Source organism: Nocardiopsis prasina DSM 43845, from assembly GCF_000341265.1.
Classification (GTDB): domain Bacteria; phylum Actinomycetota; class Actinomycetes; order Streptosporangiales; family Streptosporangiaceae; genus Nocardiopsis; species Nocardiopsis prasina.
This window is the reverse complement of sequence record NZ_ANAE01000157.1, coordinates 20,074-36,749: the sequence shown is the minus strand read 5'-3', so window position 1 is coordinate 36,749 and position 16,676 is coordinate 20,074. Positions and strand designations below refer to the sequence as shown.

General features: G+C 68.2%; 16 protein-coding genes and 1 pseudogene. 6 read left to right on the top strand and 11 right to left on the bottom strand.

From position 1 onward, the window contains the following. Positions 1–321 (bottom strand): annotated as a pseudogene (locus tag D452_RS28565) (esterase); the annotation flags it as partial. A gap of 253 nt (positions 322–574) precedes the next feature. On the opposite strand from D452_RS28565, the gene D452_RS0118150 reads away from it, so the two are divergent. Then, positions 575–796: a DUF4185 domain-containing protein gene (locus D452_RS0118150; protein WP_017545569.1), complete on the top strand. Its 222-nt coding sequence runs from the start codon at positions 575–577 to the stop codon at positions 794–796. A gap of 195 nt (positions 797–991) precedes the next feature. Here D452_RS0118150 and D452_RS0118145 read toward each other — a convergent pair whose 3' ends face one another. Further along, positions 992–1,990: a GlxA family transcriptional regulator gene (locus D452_RS0118145; protein WP_026129439.1), complete on the bottom strand. Its 999-nt coding sequence runs from the start codon at positions 1,988–1,990 to the stop codon at positions 992–994. A gap of 70 nt (positions 1,991–2,060) precedes the next feature. Between D452_RS0118145 and D452_RS0118140 the strand changes: the two genes are divergently transcribed. After that, positions 2,061–3,425 (top strand): MFS transporter, encoded by a 1,365-nt coding sequence (locus tag D452_RS0118140; protein ID WP_017545567.1) that lies wholly within the window; start codon positions 2,061–2,063, stop codon positions 3,423–3,425. 887 nt (positions 3,426–4,312) lie between these two features. Here the strand turns inward: D452_RS0118140 and D452_RS0118130 are convergent. Together D452_RS0118130 and D452_RS0118125 are read right to left on the bottom strand one after the other, a co-directional pair. After that, complete coding sequence (locus tag D452_RS0118130; RefSeq protein WP_083927553.1) at positions 4,313–5,758, bottom strand: DUF4041 domain-containing protein; 1,446 nt, start codon at positions 5,756–5,758, stop codon at positions 4,313–4,315. 780 nt (positions 5,759–6,538) lie between these two features. After that, positions 6,539–7,141, bottom strand: a complete 603-nt coding sequence (locus tag D452_RS0118125; protein WP_017545565.1) for a TetR/AcrR family transcriptional regulator — start codon at positions 7,139–7,141, stop codon at positions 6,539–6,541. A 121-nt stretch (positions 7,142–7,262) separates the two neighbouring features. Between D452_RS0118125 and D452_RS0118120 the strand changes: the two genes are divergently transcribed. The 4 genes from D452_RS0118120 (at position 7,263) to D452_RS0118105 (ending at position 10,166) form a co-directional block, all read left to right on the top strand. Continuing rightward, entirely contained in the window at positions 7,263–7,988 is a 726-nt protein-coding gene (locus D452_RS0118120) for an SDR family NAD(P)-dependent oxidoreductase (RefSeq protein ID WP_017545564.1), read from the top strand. 471 nt (positions 7,989–8,459) lie between these two features. Continuing rightward, positions 8,460–8,837 carry a hypothetical protein gene (locus tag D452_RS0118115; RefSeq protein ID WP_017545563.1) on the top strand — a complete coding sequence of 126 codons (378 nt, stop codon included), beginning with the start codon at positions 8,460–8,462 and terminating at the stop codon, positions 8,835–8,837. Positions 8,838–8,933: 96 nt separating this feature from the next. Beyond that, the gene (locus D452_RS0118110) at positions 8,934–9,746 is read left to right on the top strand and encodes a hypothetical protein (RefSeq protein ID WP_017545562.1); all 813 of its coding nucleotides are present in this window, start codon (positions 8,934–8,936) and stop codon (positions 9,744–9,746) included. Between the two features lie 27 nt (positions 9,747–9,773). Beyond that, positions 9,774–10,166 (top strand): hypothetical protein, encoded by a 393-nt coding sequence (locus D452_RS0118105; RefSeq protein ID WP_017545561.1) that lies wholly within the window; start codon positions 9,774–9,776, stop codon positions 10,164–10,166. 222 nt (positions 10,167–10,388) lie between these two features. Here D452_RS0118105 and D452_RS0118100 read toward each other — a convergent pair whose 3' ends face one another. From D452_RS0118100 to D452_RS0118070, 7 genes are all read right to left on the bottom strand, one after another. After that, positions 10,389–11,639, bottom strand: a complete 1,251-nt coding sequence (locus D452_RS0118100; protein ID WP_152498611.1) for a YcaO-like family protein — start codon at positions 11,637–11,639, stop codon at positions 10,389–10,391. A gap of 90 nt (positions 11,640–11,729) precedes the next feature. Next, the gene (locus D452_RS31755; RefSeq protein ID WP_275040737.1) at positions 11,730–11,855 is read right to left on the bottom strand and encodes a hypothetical protein; all 126 of its coding nucleotides are present in this window, start codon (positions 11,853–11,855) and stop codon (positions 11,730–11,732) included. A gap of 163 nt (positions 11,856–12,018) precedes the next feature. After that, positions 12,019–12,777, bottom strand: a complete 759-nt coding sequence (locus D452_RS0118090; RefSeq protein WP_017545558.1) for an SDR family NAD(P)-dependent oxidoreductase — start codon at positions 12,775–12,777, stop codon at positions 12,019–12,021. Positions 12,778–12,881: 104 nt separating this feature from the next. Then, complete coding sequence (gene fabI / locus D452_RS0118085) at positions 12,882–13,646, bottom strand: enoyl-ACP reductase FabI (protein WP_017545557.1); 765 nt, start codon at positions 13,644–13,646, stop codon at positions 12,882–12,884. Positions 13,647–13,686: 40 nt separating this feature from the next. Then, complete coding sequence (gene fabG / locus D452_RS0118080; RefSeq protein WP_017545556.1) at positions 13,687–14,388, bottom strand: 3-oxoacyl-ACP reductase FabG; 702 nt, start codon at positions 14,386–14,388, stop codon at positions 13,687–13,689. A gap of 205 nt (positions 14,389–14,593) precedes the next feature. Next, on the bottom strand, positions 14,594–15,253 hold the full coding sequence (locus D452_RS0118075) for a response regulator (RefSeq protein ID WP_017545555.1): 660 nt from the start codon (positions 15,251–15,253) through the stop codon (positions 14,594–14,596). Beyond that, the gene (locus tag D452_RS0118070; RefSeq protein ID WP_026129436.1) at positions 15,228–16,535 is read right to left on the bottom strand and encodes a sensor histidine kinase; all 1,308 of its coding nucleotides are present in this window, start codon (positions 16,533–16,535) and stop codon (positions 15,228–15,230) included. Before D452_RS0118070 ends, D452_RS0118075 begins: the two co-directional genes overlap by 26 nt. Positions 16,536–16,676: the final 141 nt, after the last annotated feature.

Genomic DNA, 16,676 nt, shown 5'->3' with positions numbered 1-16,676 from the left:
GGGGCCCCCGCCGTGGAACAGGTACAGCACCGGGTAAGTGCGTCCGTTGTCGCGGTAGCCGTGCGGCACGAGGACGTTGACGGCGGGGTTCCACCCGATCTCGTCGGTCTCGAAGCGGTAGTACCACATGCGGGGGTCGTCCTCGTTGTGTGCGACGAGGCGGAGCCCGGCGTGGTCAGGCGCGGGCAGGTTCTGGGCGACCGGGTCCGCGTGGGCCGATGAGGTCGCCGCGAGGACGCCTCCGGAGGTCACGGCCAGACCGAGGGAAAGACCGCCGACGCTCTTGAGAAGGCTGCGTCGGCTCGGGGGGTTCGGACTCAAGTCGACTCCAGGGGGAAGACGGGGGCGCTCGTGCGAGCCGTCCTGTCCGGAGTGCCGGATTCGCAGGGGTACACCGGGACCACGGCTCTTGCGAGACGGCCAGCTTCGTGACCGCCGCCTCAGTGAAACAGAGCGCGTTGGTGGGCGCACGGGGGGTTGTCATAACGGATCCGACAATTTCCGTCACTCAGAGCTGGTGCTGAGTTCGTTTCCTACATGGGCATGTGGCCCGGGCTGGGCCCGCCCCTCAGGGGTGGTTGACAACCGGGTCCGGCCTGACCACACGCTTTCGCATGGAGGCCACGGTGGGACGTGGGGCGAAGAGGACGACTCGCACGTCGCCCAGCTCTATGGCGGCTACATCATCCCCGGTTCCACGCTGGACGATCTGCACCTGACCGTCAGCCAGTGGAACACCGACCACGACTGGCCCTACCGGGTCATGCGACACCGGATTCGCGGCTTCGGCTCCTGAGCCTGCCCACGGCACCCTTGGCTCAGATCGTCCCCGAGTGCGAAGGACACCCCCGGGCGACACCCCCTCACGGAGGAAGTGAGCCTTCTCCGGGCAGAACGGCTCCGTGTGGGACCGCGACAGCCCGAGTTCGGCCACCGGTCCGTCGCCTCCGGACCCGGCCCCGGACCGGCGGGGACCGGCTCCCGGCGAGGGTCAGGACGCGGTGCGCCCCACCCCCTGGAAGGTGCGGCGGTAGGCGCTGGGAGACACCCCGAGCCCCGCGTGCATGTGCTGACGCAGCGACGCCGAGGTACCGAACCCGGCCACGTGCGCGATCCGGTCCACTGGCAGGTCCGACTCCTCCAGGAGCTGCCTGGCCCGGTCGAGCCGCTGCTGGGCGAGCCACTGACCCGGTGAGTGGCCCACCTCGTCCCGGAAACGACGCGTGAACGTACGCACGCTCATCGCCTCCTGGTCGGCCATGTCACTGAGGCTCGGCTGGAGGTGGAGGTGGTCCAGCGCCCAGGCCCGGGCCCGGGAGGTCGCGGACCGTTCAGGGTCGGGCACGGGGCTGCGGATGTACTGGGCCTGCCCACCGTCGCGGTGCGGCGGTACCACCGTGTTCCGGGCCACCTCGTTGGCGATGGAGGCGCCGTGGTCCGTACGGATCATGTGCAGGCTGAGATCGATCCCGGAGGCGACCCCGGCAGCGGTCAGCACGCGCCCGTTGTCGGTGTACAGCACATCGGGGTCGAGGTCGATGTGCGGATACATCGCGCGGAAGTACCCGGCCGACTTCCAGTGCGTGGTGACGCGGCAACCCTCCAAGAGCCCGAGGGCAGCGAGCACGAAGGCGCCCGTGCAGATGGAGGCCACCCGCGCGTGCTCGGGGATGCGGTTGACGACAGCCGCCAGGGCCGGGGAGATCGGGTCGTGCGGGCGTTCCAGGTAATCCTCCTGCGCCGCAGGCAGGATCACCGTCTGCGCCTCGTCGAGGGCCTCGGGCCCGTGGCGGACGTTCAGGGTGAAGTCGGTGTCAGTGGTGATCACGCCCGGTTCCACGGCACAGGTCACGACCTCGTAGAGAGGTTGGCCGTCGGGCCCACACGCCCGCCCGAAAAGCCTGTGGACGATCCCCGTCTCGATGGGCAGCAGGCCGTGACGGGCGAGCACGGCCACACGGTGGCGATCTGGATCCGCGAAAACGGTCATGGCCGGATTCTTTCACACATTGGCTTTCGAGACACTGTCCGGATCGGGCCCCGCACAGGAGTCTGGACACATGACTTCGACAGACCACTCCAAGAGCAGCGGAGAGACCGCCGTCGACAACGGGCGAGCGCCCGCACTGGTCCACCGAGCCTGGCTGATCGCGCTCGTCGCGGGCGCGACCATCGTCGCCGCGGCGGCCTTCGCGGCGATGCCGGGGCTCCTCGTGGACCCTCTGCACACCGAGTACGACTGGTCGCGCGGCTCGATCGGTGTCGCCGCCTCGGTCAACATGATCGTCTACGGCCTCATCGCCCCCTTCGCGGCGGCGCTGATGGACCGGTTCGGCATCCGACGCATCGCGCTGGTCGCCCTGACGACCGTCATCGCGGGAGCCGGGCTGACCACGGTGATCACGGACTCCTGGCAGTTGACCCTCTACTGGGGATTCCTCGTCGGCGCGGGCACCGGATCACTCGCGATGACCTTCGCCGCCACCATCGCCAACAACTGGTTCGTTGAGCGCCGAGGTCTGGTGATCGGCGCACTGACCGGAGCCAGTGCGTTCGGACAGCTGGTGTTCCTTCCCGCACTCGCGTGGATCATCGACCACCAGGGGTGGCGTCCGGCCATCGTGACGCTGGCCCTCACCGCGTTCGTGATGATGATCCTCGTCGTCCTGATCCTGCGTGACCATCCCGCCGACGTGGGCCAGCGGCCCTACGGAGCCACGTCCTTCGTCATCACACCGCGGACGGAGCAGGGCGCGGCCCGCCGAACGGTCCGGGTCCTGCGCGACTCCGTGCGCAGCCGACAGTTCTGGCTCCTCGCCGGAACGTTCGCGGTGTGCGGCGCCACCACCAACGGCATCATGTGGACCCACTTCGTGCCGGCCGCGCAGGACCACGGAATGGCCGTGACCGTCGCGGCGGCGCTGGTCTCGGCCATCGGTGTCTTCTCCCTGGTGGGCACCATCGCCTCCGGCTGGCTCACCGACCGCGTCGACCCGCGTGGCCTGCTGGTCGCCTACTACCTCGGCCGGGCCGTGCTCCTGGCCGTGCTGCCCGCACTGTTCGGCCCGAACGCCGGCGCCGCGCTCATCGCCTTCGTTGTCGTCTTCGGCCTGCTGGACGTGGCGACCGTGCCCCCGACCATCCTGCTGTGCCGCCGGGTGTTCGGGGCGGACGGCGCGATCGTCTTCGGGTGGGTGAACGCCATCCACCAGGTCGGCGCGGGAGCCATGGCGGTCTTCGGCGGATTCACGCGCGACGTGACCGGGAACTACGGCCCGGTGTGGTTCATGGCCGCCGGGCTGTGCGCGATCGCGGCGGTGCTCGCCCTACAGATCGCCCGCGGTGACGCGAGCACGGAGAACGACCCCGCGCCCGGAACGCGGACAGCGAACCCGGACAACGACAACGAACAGGCCAGGGTGTGAGCACCATGAACCAGAACGGTTTCGGCCACGACGCGAAGGGCGACCCGACGCGTCTCGAGGGAACGGCGGCGTTCCCCGGGGAGGGTTCCCCCAGTGAGGGGAAGCCACATCGAGCCCCCTCGCTCCCCTTCTCCCTCGTTCTGCTGCTTCTGGTCGCCGGCGTGGCCTACGTGGGCTTCGCCGGGCTCGACCAGAGTCTGCGAGCGGCGCGTGGGGAAGGCGCCCCGGGGGTGTTCACCATGTCGAGTCTCAGCTGCGTCCAACACCCCGGGCACGAGTCGTGCACCTGCAACGGCACCTACACCGCGGACTCCGACGGCGAGGCGCGAGGCGTCTACCTTCACGCCGCCGGGCGCGAGACCTGTCAGGAGGGCGAGGAGATCCCGGCTGTCGACGTGGGCGCCGAGAACCGGGTCTACGGTCCGGACGGCTCACGCGAATGGATACTGTCCTCGGTGCTCCTCGCGGGGTCCGCGGCGGCTGTCGGCGGGATCACGGCGACGTGGGTCCGCCACCTACGCGGGGTCAGGACCAATGGACAGTGGCGAGGCGGATCGCCGACCACCACCCGGAGGTCACCTGGACAGCCCCACCAACGACCCGGACAGCGTCGTGCACGCGAGGGATCTCATCGACCTGGGCGCGCAGGCGCGTACGGCGGCGACACTGCCCCACCCGCATGATGTCGCCCGGCGTCCTGGCAGCGCTCTGCACCCTCTTCGAATCGGAAATCATGCCGACACACCCCGGGGCCTCACCCCACAACCGACACGAGACGTCACAACCGCCGACCCGACGCCGCCGTGGTTCCATCCGACCACCGTCAGCCGGTCCACACCCATCGGCCGCTTGTCGCCGACAGGACAGGAGTGCCTGTTCGAGCCCTCTCACCCTCCTTCTTCGGCCGTCCTCGTGCTCTGCCGGTACTCGACCGCTTCGGGGACCTCCTCGTACTGAATGAGGTCGCCCGCGACACTTCCCAGCAGGTCCCGCACCTCCGAGGGCGAGGTGTAGAAGAACTCACGGCGGAGATTGACACGGTTGACACGTTTCTCGGCGAGTCGGCGGTGCATCTCGGCCTCCACACCCACCGCGTCGTCGGAGAAATGCAGGGCGTGCACGTCGAAGTTGAATGGCACCGACGCGTCGCTCAACTCTCGGACCCGGTCCATCGGATCGAGTCGGCGGGTCATACCGACCTTGACCATCTGCTCCCCGAAGGAACCCAGGTTCGAGATGACGTACACGTAGCCTGCCCTGACGTTGGCGGCCCGTTCGGCGACGTTCTCCATGGCGAACCCCACCTCGTCGATCTGTTCCTGCAAGCGCTTGACGCCCTCGTCATCCCCTTGGTCGTGCAGCGCGGAAAGGGCGTTCTCGTAGTGTCGTCGTTCCTTCTCCAGCCTGGACTTCTCCCGGTCCAGTTCGGCTTGGGCCTGGCGCTCCTCCCGGAGCCGGGCCTTTTCCTCGCGTTCGCGTTCCTTCTCCTGTGCCACCTTGTTCAGGTGGTCGGCGGTCAGTTCGAGTTCGCGCAGTCGGAGCCGGTGGTAGGCGTCGGAAATGCGAATGTCCATCGACCGGCCCAGCTTCTCGATGGTGGCTCTGCTCTTGGTGAGCCGGTCACGTGAGGTGGGAAGCTTGTAGGCCTTCATCCCGCGCACCAGGTTGTCGGCCTCGTTGTTGTAGGCGCGCAACAGCAGTTTGGAGAACTCTCTGACCATCGTGCGACCCTCGGTGACGGAACCGTTCATGGTGAAGGACGTGGTGGCTTCGACGGCCCCACCGTCCTTGCGGTTCATCGACCTCGTACGGTCCTTGAGCTCGGCCAGCGCGGCCTTGTAGGCGACCGAGTCGTCCAGAGGGTGGGAGTACTCGTAGATACCGGCCTCTTGGAGGGCGGCCATGTCCTCGGACACGACGATCTGCTCACGGAGCTCGTCCAAGCGGAGTTCGTGCCGCCTTGTGTCGGCAGTGGCACGTGCTCGTTGGCGCCTCTCCTCGGCTTCGAGCTGCTCGACCTTCTTCTGGAGGGTCTTCCGGGATCGCTCCAGCCGTTGTGTGGTCTGTTCCGCGGATGTCCGGAGCTCCTCCTCGATCTCCACGCGCCTGCGTTCCTTCGCTCCTTCCAGTGCGGCGATCTCCTCACGGAGCCGGTCCCTGACACCCTCGATCTCGTTGATCTCCAGGAGCCCCAACCGTTCCAGGCTGCTCCTGAGGTGAGTGTTCTCGTCGGTGAGCTGGTTGACCTTGGACGCGAGTTCACGGGCTTTGGCACGCGCGCCGAACACACCGATCTGGGTGTCCACGTGCGGCTGGGCCGGATGCGCCGTCATCGGGGCCGGCGGCGCTGGAAAGGTCGAGGGCGGCCGACCGGAGTGGCTGTGCGCCGGGGTGGACGGCACCCAGAAGGCCCAGTCAGGCGGGGCCGGACCCCAGGCCGGGTCCGGGTGCCACCCCGGGGGCGGCGTCCAGCCAGGCGGGACCGGAGGCCAGTTTGGCGGGGTCTGGAAACGATACGGGGGGTTGTCGTCCCGGTAGGGGTTCACGGACAGGGACTCCCTCAGGAGGGCGACCCGAGCGGGAGGGCGCGGCGAGTAGTGCTGGAATGCCCAGAACCCGGGGCCTGGACAACACCACCGTAACGCGTGGTGCGCTGCGGAGGGCACCCAACGGAATGATCCCGTTCATAACGTTCTCGCCCCCTTGCAGAAGGCTTTTCCGGCATTCGGGCGAACCGGCCGCCCGGGACCAAGGAGCATCCTCGATAATGAGAACCCTGCGAGGTGCCATCGGAGGTCGTCAACGGCCGTTGGGGCTCCGGTCGGGACAATATCGCCGAGACAACCCGCGCGATCCGGGACCTACCCGAACACGCTCTGCCGTCCTCGCGATCAGCTGCGGACCCGACCTCTCGGGAACTTGAACGAGCCCTGGCCTGGGCACGGTCCTGTGTGGCGGGGAAGTGGGCGTGAAGCGGTCACCACTACGCGAGAGAACACCGCCCGTATGTGGTGACCTCGAATGCGAGAACCGTGAGCTACTCAGGTCAGGTCCACGAGATTCTCAAGACCGTGTCGGCCCTCCTCGCGTCCGCGCCGCTTCCCACCGGTTCATCAGAGCCGTTCCGGCACCGGGCCCGGCAACGGAGAAGCACCCTGGGGCCGCAGCCCGTCGAAGAGGATGATGAGGTGACGCCGCCATGAATCTGGGGTTTGTTCCGTCCGGAGACCGACCGTGTGGACGAGAGCGCAGAGAATCAGAAGAATATCGGACCCAGTGACGTCAGAACGGATTCCACCGGCTTCCTGGGCACGGTCGACCAACGCATTGGTTCTCGCATGCAGCTGATTCCGGCACTCGGTCACTGTTGAATCTCCTTCCGTGACCTCCTGCAAGAAGACAAGATCCTGGTGCTGCAACTGTTCTGCCGCCACAGTCAGGAACTCCAGCAACGCACCCGTGGGGTCAGCGGATTCCAGCAGCTCTCCCGCGACGACGCTGAGCGAGACGAAATGACCGCCGACGACCACGGCGACCAGTTCCTCCTTCGTGGCGAAGTGTCGAAAGACGGTCCCCTTCGCCACGCCCGCACGGCGAGCGATGTCCGCGATCGAGGCATCCATGCCCCGCTTGGCGAACTCCTCCTCTGCGGCGGCGAGGAGGAGTTCTCGGTTTCGCGCCGCGTCTGAGCGCAGTGAACGGGCAGACAGGGTCATGCGGACCATCCTATCAAGTTGACCAGCCGGTCATCTTGTGGTCCACTGTCGGCTTAAGATGACCGACCGGTCATTATCTGCCTCGCGGGGCAGCCCGCAAGCCCAGATCAGACAGGACCCCATGCAGCTACAAGGATCCACAGCCCTCGTCACCGGCACCAACAGCGGGCTGGGTCGCCACTTCGCCATCGAACTCCTGCGTCGCGGGGCGAAGGTCTACGCCACGGCTCGCCGCCCGGAGCTTGTCGATATCCCTGGCGCCGAGGTGCTCTACACCGACATCACCGACCACACGTCCATCGAAGACGCCGCGGAGGTCGCCACCGACGTCGACCTGCTGATCAACAATGGCGCCTACATGGGAATTGGAAGCCTTGTCAGCGGAGACCTCAATGTGGTCCGGCAGCTCATGGAATCGCACTACTTCGGCACACTTGCCATGATCCGAGCGTTTGCCCCCGTGCTGGCCAACAATGGTGGCGGTGCCATCCTCAACGTCCTGTCAGCGGTGGCTTGGACTACCGTCGAGAGCAACACCGCCCTCGCCGCCGCCAAATCCGCGCAGTGGGGACTGACCAACGGTGTGCGGGTGGAGTTGGCGGACCAGGGAACTCTGGTGGCTGCCTTCGTCCCCGGGCTCGTGGCCAGCGAAACCCTGAAAGAAGCGATGAAGGCTTCCGGATTCGCTCTCCCTGAGGATCCGAGGATCGAACCGGACTACCTCGTTCGACTGGCACTGGACGGAATCGAGGCAGGGGAGGTCGAGATCCTTGACCGCTTCGGAGCCGAAGCGAAGGCAACCCTCTCGGGCCCTCCGCGCACCTTCGACCTGACAGCGCTGACATAGCTATGGCATAGGTACTGACCCCTTCCCACGAGAAGCTCCCGTCGTCGGCGCCCTGTCCATCCCCGATCGCGGCCAGGAGACTCTCGTGGGTGCGTTGGCCCCGTTCCGCGAGCTCGTCGATGCTCTTGGCGCCGGACACGGTGGCGCACGCACAGGCGAGCAAGCGGGGCCGGACGAGAAGGCCGCTTCGCGATCCAAACTGCTGGGCTCGCACGGAGCACGCAACGGGGCATGCGTTCGCCGATCATGCCCTGGAGGCCAGGCGGCACTCCGAGGGCGTCCTGGCCACGCATCGCCTGCTTACTTTCGGGTGAGATAACCCTTACCGAGTCGATCGATATGTCCCTTCAAAAGAGCACGAAGGTCACCGCGACAGAGCCAACCTGGTGACCAGGTGGAAAGCCTCGGCCTCTCCAAAGGGCAGGGTGTCGTCTACACCACCCGTAACCGACCCTGAAAGGGGAGATCGCTGTGGCCACCGAAGAGAGCGTGAGCCTGTGGCTCCGCTACGCACAGAAGCTCTCAGAGATGATCCACACTCCGGCAGGAGAGGCGGTCCAGGTCACCACCCCGAGCAAACCGTGGGACTGGGGCGGGCAGACGCCTCCGCCCGGAAGCCTGCCGTACTCCCTGTGGGCACAGCTGAACGTGGTCCCCTCCAACCCCCAGGAGCAGACCAACACCAACGCCGCTGCGGGCAGCTCCGGGTTCGACCACTCCTACCGGGTGTGGATGAACGCGCTCGCGGTCGGCAACCTCGAACACGACGACCACTACAAGAGCCTCCAGGCATCGGCGAACGCAGCCCGACGCAAGTACACGACCGACTACCAGAGCGCCCAGGCGTAATGGAAGAACAACGTCCCCTCAGGATCCCCCGACTTCCACACCTGGCTCAACGACCCCGCGCAGTTCGCGCTGCTCGACCAGATCAACAGCGACAAGGTGGAGGTCCTGAACAAGGACCAGCAGCTCCAGGACTACGTCAAGCAGATCGAAGCGCCCACCAAGGACATCCTGGACGCTTACGACAATCCCCAGTACCAGGGGATGTTCTCCAGCGCGTTCGGCAACGTGCAGGAACGCAAGTGGAACCTGGGCACCAACAGCCCGCACCCCATCGACTACGTCATGCAGATCACCGGCAACAACTTCGGCGGTGACGCCACCAAGGGCACGGCGACCTCGCTGGAGGTCACCAGGGACACCACTGAGTACAACTACACCGAGCACTACGCCGAATGGGGTGCCGGTAGCTGGCTGGACTTCCTCGCCGCAGGTCTGGCGGGCAACCGCAAGACAGTGCAGTCCTGGGGCCTGGACACCGGGTTCAGCGTGAAGATCGAGTTCCAGGACGCGCGGACCATTCCCATCAAGGCCGACGGCTGGTACTCGGGGGTGAACTCGTTCAAGAACGGTCCCTATGCGGCCGGTTTCTCCAAGTACAAGAGCGGCGCCAACAACTACTTCTTCGGTCCTGGCGGGTCTTTGAGCAGGATCTACACCGGCATGGTCGTGGCCTACCGGCCCAAGGTCACTCTCACCACCTGGGAGTCCTACAGCAGCTATCTGTACTCGGCCTGGCATGACGAGGGCGGGCTCGACTTCGGGCCACTGGTCTTCGGCACGGAGGAGAGCGGGGAGAGCACCTCGGCCAAGGTCGAGCAGAACGGTGCCACCCTCACCCTGACCTCGACCGCGAACTGGCCGGTCATCCTGGGCATGACCTCCTCCTGGACCGTGCCCCCGAACGAGTGAGAGCTCTACCGACAGAGGGGATCGACGGTGCCTGTACGCGTTGTCCTGTGGGAAGGGAAGGAGCCGTTCCGCAGGCCCCAGTTCAGGGCCAACCAAGCTCGGGACCTGTGTGCTGAGCTGGAAGGCCGCTACGCGGACTTCTGGCGCACAGGGGGTTCCACGACCATCGTCACCGATGGCACCTTCCGCATCGACCGCCAGGGGCCCAACACCAACCCACCGGGGGTCCGGCTGCACGTCCAGCGCCAAGGCGACAGCTTGGCCGCCGTGCTGATCGACCGGAACCTGGAGGAGTACGTGGGGAACCGGGCAGCCCAGGCCGAGGTCGAGGCGCGGGTGATCGAAGCGTTCGACAACAGCATCGGTCAGGGTGCGAGCGGTCAGGCACGCTATTGGCGAGTGACCGGGTACTACCCGTGATCACCGTGTGGCTCTGTGGTCGGGAACCCGGGTGACATCGTTCCTGCCCGGGATACCGGGATCGAGTTGACCGTCACGGCAGTGTCGTGAGCTGACCGAGCAGCAAGCGGCCCCACGCCCCCTCGTGGGGCCGTTTGCCATTCAGGGGCCCCGGGTGAACGTCATGAGTGTGGGGCGGGTCGCGACGATGTCGTTGGGGTCGGGGCCGGGGGTGCGCGAGCCTCAGTTCGCCCGGGTCATGTGCGCGCGGCCACGCGGACCAGGGACCACGCACTGGCCGCTGGTGACGGCGAAGAAGCGTTCCAGACCGGGTACGCACACCGAGACCGTGCTCACCCCGTTGGCGGCCTCGTGGAGGACGCGCCCGTAGGGGCGATGCCCGTGGGCGGTGAGCACGCGCACCAACGCGGCCAGGTGTCCGGCCGGGGACACGGGCGCGGTGGTGGCGGTGAAGGCGAGCACCCTCGCGGAGGCCAGGTGGGGGGTGAGATCGGCCCGGCCAGCGCGTAGGAGAGCGGGGTGCCGGGACAGCGCGGCGAGGTCAGGGGGCGGGTGGTCCTCGTGTTCGAAGATCGCGAGGACCTGCACGAACTCCTCCAGAGCACGACGGGCGGCGTGCGTGGCGCACAGGGAGGCGCCGTACCCGACCATGTGGTGGCCCTGGCGGGCGGGAGCGTAGGCGTGGAACGCCGGTATGCCGAGGTCGGTGGTCATCTCCAGCAGCCACACCGAGGTGCCGGAGCGGTCCTGGGCTCGGGTGTGGAGCTGACGCAGCTCCTCGGGCAGGCTCGTCGGGTCCACCACGCGCAGGGGCGCTGGGTGTGGGTCCAGGAAGGTGGAGGAGAGCAGCATCGAGAGGGCGTCACGTTCGACGGTCTCGGCCAGGGCGTGCACGAAGGCTTCGGTGTCGGTGGTTCCGATGGCGGTCCCGTTGTTGGTGCTGTAGCGCGCCACGGTCGAGTAGTCGAAGGTGTCGCCCAGGGCACGGCGCTGGTGGGGGGTCGCGGAGAGGTAGGAGGGGGTGTGCAGGTACACCGGCACGTCCATACCGGCGCCGGAGCCGTCCAGCGCGGTGTGGGTGCGGCAGGCCAGGGGTGTGGGCGGGGCCAGCGCCAGAGGGCGTATCGCGGGGTCGGTGGCCAGCTCCTCGGACGCGAGCTCCTGGGAGGAGCGCAGCACCAGTTGTTCGGCGGTGATGGCGTGGGCGTCGCTGTGGTGGTGTTCCAGGGCTTCGAAGAGCGCGCCCACGCGGGCTTGCTCGCTCTCGCCCTTGCCCGCCCCGACACCGGCCGGGGCGAGGGTGTCGTCCAAGCGGTGCAGGTGGCAGCGCCAGGCACCGTCCAGGTCGTGGAGGCGGGCGTGCAGTCCGGCCTGGGCAAGGGTCTGCTCGGCGAGCTTGCGGGCCCGGTCCAGGGAGAAGGCGCGCTCTCCGGCTTGATGGGTGCGGTGTGCCGGGGTGGAGGTCGTGGTCATCGAGCGGCCCGGGGGCAGTGCCTTTCTGGTCGGGTCGGGCACTGGGGTCCGGGGCGTTCCGTCGAAAGAAGGTGCCGCCCCGGACGTGGACTAGTTGTGCGCGTCAGTTTCCTGAGTCGACTGGGTCTGTTCGATCTGCTGGAGTTCCTGCTCCTCCAGGTCCGTCAGACGGTTGTGGGGGCCGCCGCCGACTGAGTCCCACGTTCGGATACCCATTGTTGCCATCCTGTTCGTTCGGTCGCCATTCTGGCATTGAGGGAAATACCCGTGTCTCGCCGGGACACAAACACAGCCGAGTGATATCGGGGGGAATATGATGTTTGTGTGAATGGGCGGCGAATATGGCGGCCTAGGCACAACCGTCGCGGTGCCCCTCGGGTCAGACCTGGTCGAGGAAGCCGCCGTCGACGACCAGGTTCTGGCCGGTGACGTAGGTGGCGGCGGGGCTGGCCAGGAAGGCGACCGAGCGGGCCACCTCCTCCGGGCGACCCAGGCGGCCGTAGGGAACGCGCTCGCGGACACTCTCGTAGAAGTCAGGGTCGCTGTCGCGGCGGCGCTCCCAGCCGCCGCCGGGGAACTCGGTGGGTCCGGGCGAGACGGTGTTGACGCGCACGCCGTCGGGCGCCCACTCGCGGGCCAGCGAGGACGCGTGGTGGTTCAGGGCCGCCTTGACGGCTCCGTAGGAGCGGGCTCCGGCGGGGGTCGTGACGTGCAGCGCCGAGGTGGTGGAGACCAGGACGACGGCGCCGCGCTCGGAGCCGATGAGGTAGGGCCGCGCCGCCTCGGTGAGGCGCACGAACGGCATGAGGTCCGCGTTGAACCCGCGCTCCCACTGGTCCGGGGTGGGCGCGCTGCCTCCGGAGACGTTGGAGACCAGGACGTCGAGGCCGCCGAGCTCGGAGGCGGCGTCGTTCACGAAGGACGGCAGCGCGATGTGGTCGGTGACGTCCAGGGCCCGGGTGAAGACCTTCGCGCCCGCGTCGGAGAGCTCCCGCGCGGTCCGCCCCAGGGCGTCGGACCCGCGGGCGCAGATGGCGAGGTCGGCGCCCTCCTCGGCGAACACCTGGGCGATGGCGCGGCCGATCCCCCTGCTGGCGCCGGTCACCACGACCCGCGCCCCCGACAGTCCCAGATCCATACCGTCCGCCTTCCGAAACGACACCGTGCCGCGGGGCAGATGCTACCGGTGCCGCGAACACACGTGTGGGCGACGCCCCGGTCGGGGTGCCGCCCACACGGGGATCAGGCTCCGGTGGAGTGGAACCCGCCGTCGACGTGCACGATCTCGCCGGTGGTCGCGGGGAACCAGTCCGACAGCAGGGCCACGACCGCCTTGGCGGCGGGCTCGGGGTCGCTGACGTCCCAGCCCAGGGGCGCCCGCTCGGGCCAGTGCTTGGCCAGCTCCTCGAACCCGGGGATGCTGCGGGCCGCCATGGTGCTGAGCGGCCCCGCGGAGACCAGGTTGACCCGGACGTTCCGGTCTCCCACGTAACGGGCCAGGTAGCGCGCGGTGGAGGTCAGCGCGGACTTGGCCACGCCCATCCAGTCGTAGATGGGGTAGGAGACGCTGTTGTCGAAGTCCAGGGCCACCACCGAGCCGCCCTTGTCCATGAGCGGCAGGAGCGCGGTGGTGAGCGACTTCAGGGAGAAGGTGGAGGTGTGCATCGCCTGGGCGACGTCGTTCCACTCGGTGTTGAGGAAGTTGCCGCCCAGGGCGTCCTGCGGGGTGAAGCCGATGGAGTGCACGATGCCGTCGAGGCCGTCGACGTGCTCCCCCACGCGTTCGGCCAGGCTCGACAGGTGCTCGTCGTCGGTGACGTCCAGTTCGAGGACGGGCGGCGTCTCGGGCAGGCGCTTGGCGATGCGCTGCACCAGACCGAGGCGTCCGTAGCCGGTGAGCACGACCGTGGCGCCCTGTTCCTGGGCGAGCCGGGCGACGTGGAAGCCGATGGAGGAGTCGGTCAGCACACCGGTGACGAGGATGCGCTTGCCTTCGAGGATTCCCATGATGGTCCGTCCTGTGTGTGGTGGGTCTGGTCGAGTCGGCTCAGTGACCCATGCCCAGGCCGCCGTCGACGGGGATCACGGCGCCGGTGATGTAGCCGCCGGGCCCGGCGAGGAAACCGACGGTCTTGGCGATGTCCTCAGTGGAGCCGAGGCGGCCCAGGGGGACGTTCTTCTTGATCTCGGCCTGGCGCTCGTCGCTGAGGGCCGCGGTCATGTCGGTCTCGATGAAGCCGGGGGCGACCACGTTCACGGTGATGTTGCGCGAACCCAGCTCACGGGCGAGGGAGCGTCCGAAGCCGACCAGCCCGGCCTTGGAGGCGGCGTAGTTGGCCTGGCCGCCGGAGCCGAGCAGGCCCACGACGGAGGAGATCAGGACGATGCGGCCGAAGCGCTTGCGCATCATGCCGCGCACGGCGCGCTTGGCCACCCGGAAGGAACCGGTGAGGTTGGTGTCCAGGACGGAGGAGAAGTCGTCCTCGCTCATGAGGGCGAGGAGCTGGTCCTTGGTGACACCGGCGTTGGCGACGAGCACCTCCACGGGGCCCTGGGCGTCCTCGACCTCCTTGAAGGCGGCGTCGACCTGGGCGGAATCGGTGATGTCGCAGCGGACGCCGAGCAGGCCCTCCGGGGGCTCGCCGGAACGGTAGGTGACCGCCACGTTGTCCCCACCAGCCGCGAGCTCACGGGCGATGGCCAGACCGATCCCTCGGTTGCCACCGGTGACCAGTACCGAGCGCGACATAGGGGTTCCTCTTCTCTGCGGCCGTCGAACGACCACGACGTGTTGTTCCGGGTGCGGATCGCCTTGCAGGTTACCGAGCTACCGGCGGGTAGACGCAACCGAGTCGGGGATGGAGGCCACTCGGGACGATCCGGGCGATCGTGGCTGGCGCGGAGCCCCCGGTGGCGGGGGTCTTCGGCCCGGGGGTGAACCCGGTCACGTCTGCTCAGGCCCAGCCAGCGTCGTGGGCGAGGATGGCGGCCTGCACCCGATTGGACATGTCCAGCTTGGCGAGGATGCGGCTCACGTGCGCCTTGACCGTGGTCTCCCGCATGTCCAGGGCCCGGCCGACCTCGGCGTTGGACTTGCCCTCGGCTACCGCCACGAGGACCTGGCGTTCGCGTTCGCTGAGCACCGAGAGCCTGCGCAGGGCCTCGGTGCGCCCGGCGGCGGAGTCGGCGGGGGCGGGCGAGGCGAAGCGTTCGAGCATGCGTTTGGTGACGCTGGGCGCGAGCATCGCGTGGCCCTCGTGCACGGTGTGCACGGCGTTGATGAGCTCGCGGGGCGGGGTGTCCTTGAGGAGGAACCCGACCGCCCCGGCCCGGAGCGCGGCGTGCACGTACTCGTCGAGGTCGAAGGTGGTGAGCAGGACGACCCTTGGCGGGTGGGGCATCGCACTCAGCCGCGCGGCGGCGGCCAGCCCGTCGGTGCCGGGCATGCGGATGTCCAACAGCACGACGTCCGGGCCGAGTTCCTCGGCCAGGCGCACCGCCTCCTCGCCGTCGCTCCCCTCTCCGACCACCTCGATCCCGGGGTCGGCCTCCAGGATCATCCGCAGGCCGGACCTGACCAGGAGTTCGTCATCGACCAGGAGCGTGCGGATCACCGTCGGTGGCCTCTTCCTCGACTTCGGAGCTGTTCGGTTCGGGGGAGGTCTCCTCCCCCACCGGCAAGATAGCGCGCAATCGCCATCCTCCGTCCGGGCAGACTCCCGAAGTCAGCTCTCCCCCGGCCAGGACCACGCGCTCACGCAGACCCGTCAGACCGAATCCGCTGCGCGGCGGGGCCTGGCCGGGTGACCGGACCGGGTCGTTGGCCACCTCCACCTCCAGTTGGCTCTCACCGTGGTGCAGCCACACCTCCACCCGGGCTCCGGTGGCGTGTTTGGCGGCGTTGGTCAACCCCTCCTGGACGATCCGGAACGCGGTGCGCTGGATCGCCGCGGGGAGGGGGCGCACCCGGCCGGAGGTCTCCCACCCCACCTCCATACCCGCCCCGCGCCACTCGGTGATCAGGCGGTCGAGGTCGTCGAGGACGGGTTGGGGCGCGGTGGGCGCGGTGTCGGTGCCCTCGTCCCGCAGCACCCCGAGGATGCCGCGCAGCTCGGACAGGGCCTCGCGCCCGGTGGTGCGGATGAGTCCGGCGGCCTCGGCGGTGCGTCCGTCCGTGGCCGAGACCTCCAGGCCGCCCGCGTGCAGGACCATGAGGCTGACCCTGTGGGCGACGACGTCGTGCATCTCCCGGGCGATGCGGGTGCGTTCGGCGCCGATGGCCTGCTCGGCCATCATGTGCTGTTCGCGTTCCAGGCGCTCGGCCCGTTCGTGGAGGCGGTCGATGAGCTGGCGCCTCGTCCCGATCCAGAGCCCGGCGATGGTGGGGACGACCAGGACGAGGATCGCGCTCATGACGAAGCCGAGCACCGACTGGCCGAGGTTGATGGCGACGCCCAGCAGGCCCAGTAGGAACCAGGCGGTGAGGGGGCGGCGCTCGCTGAAGTGCGCCGGGTAGGAGTACAGGCCCACCATCAGCGGGACCGGGTTCCCGTACAGGAAGAGGAGTGCCAGACCGACCAGCATCAGCCACTTCGGCGCGGTGCGGCGCCACAGCATCGTCGCCGAGGCCAGCAGCCCCGGCAGCACGAAGATAAGGACCCCCCAGCCGAGGATCATCCACTGGTTGGAGATGAGGCCGGTCCCCAGGGGGAGCAGGAAGGTGAGGAGTCCCAGGTTGCCGCCGACACCGACCAGCATCCCCATGCCGGTGAAGGGCAGGGTGAAGACGGCGTAGAACCAGTCGGCGAAGCGCAGCCGGCGCTTCCACCACCAGTCCCAGTTGTGACCCAGCAGGGCGCTGAGGTCCCCCAGGCGATCTCGCAACCACGTTGTCATCCGCCAGAGTCTACGGCGGCGTCCCAGGTGGGGGTCGTCCGTTCGACCGACCCGGAGCGGCGGGCCTCCGATAGTACTTCTGCGAGTGTTTGCGCATGTCAAAGCTGTTTCATGTGCGGATGACCGGCTCGCTCGCTGGTC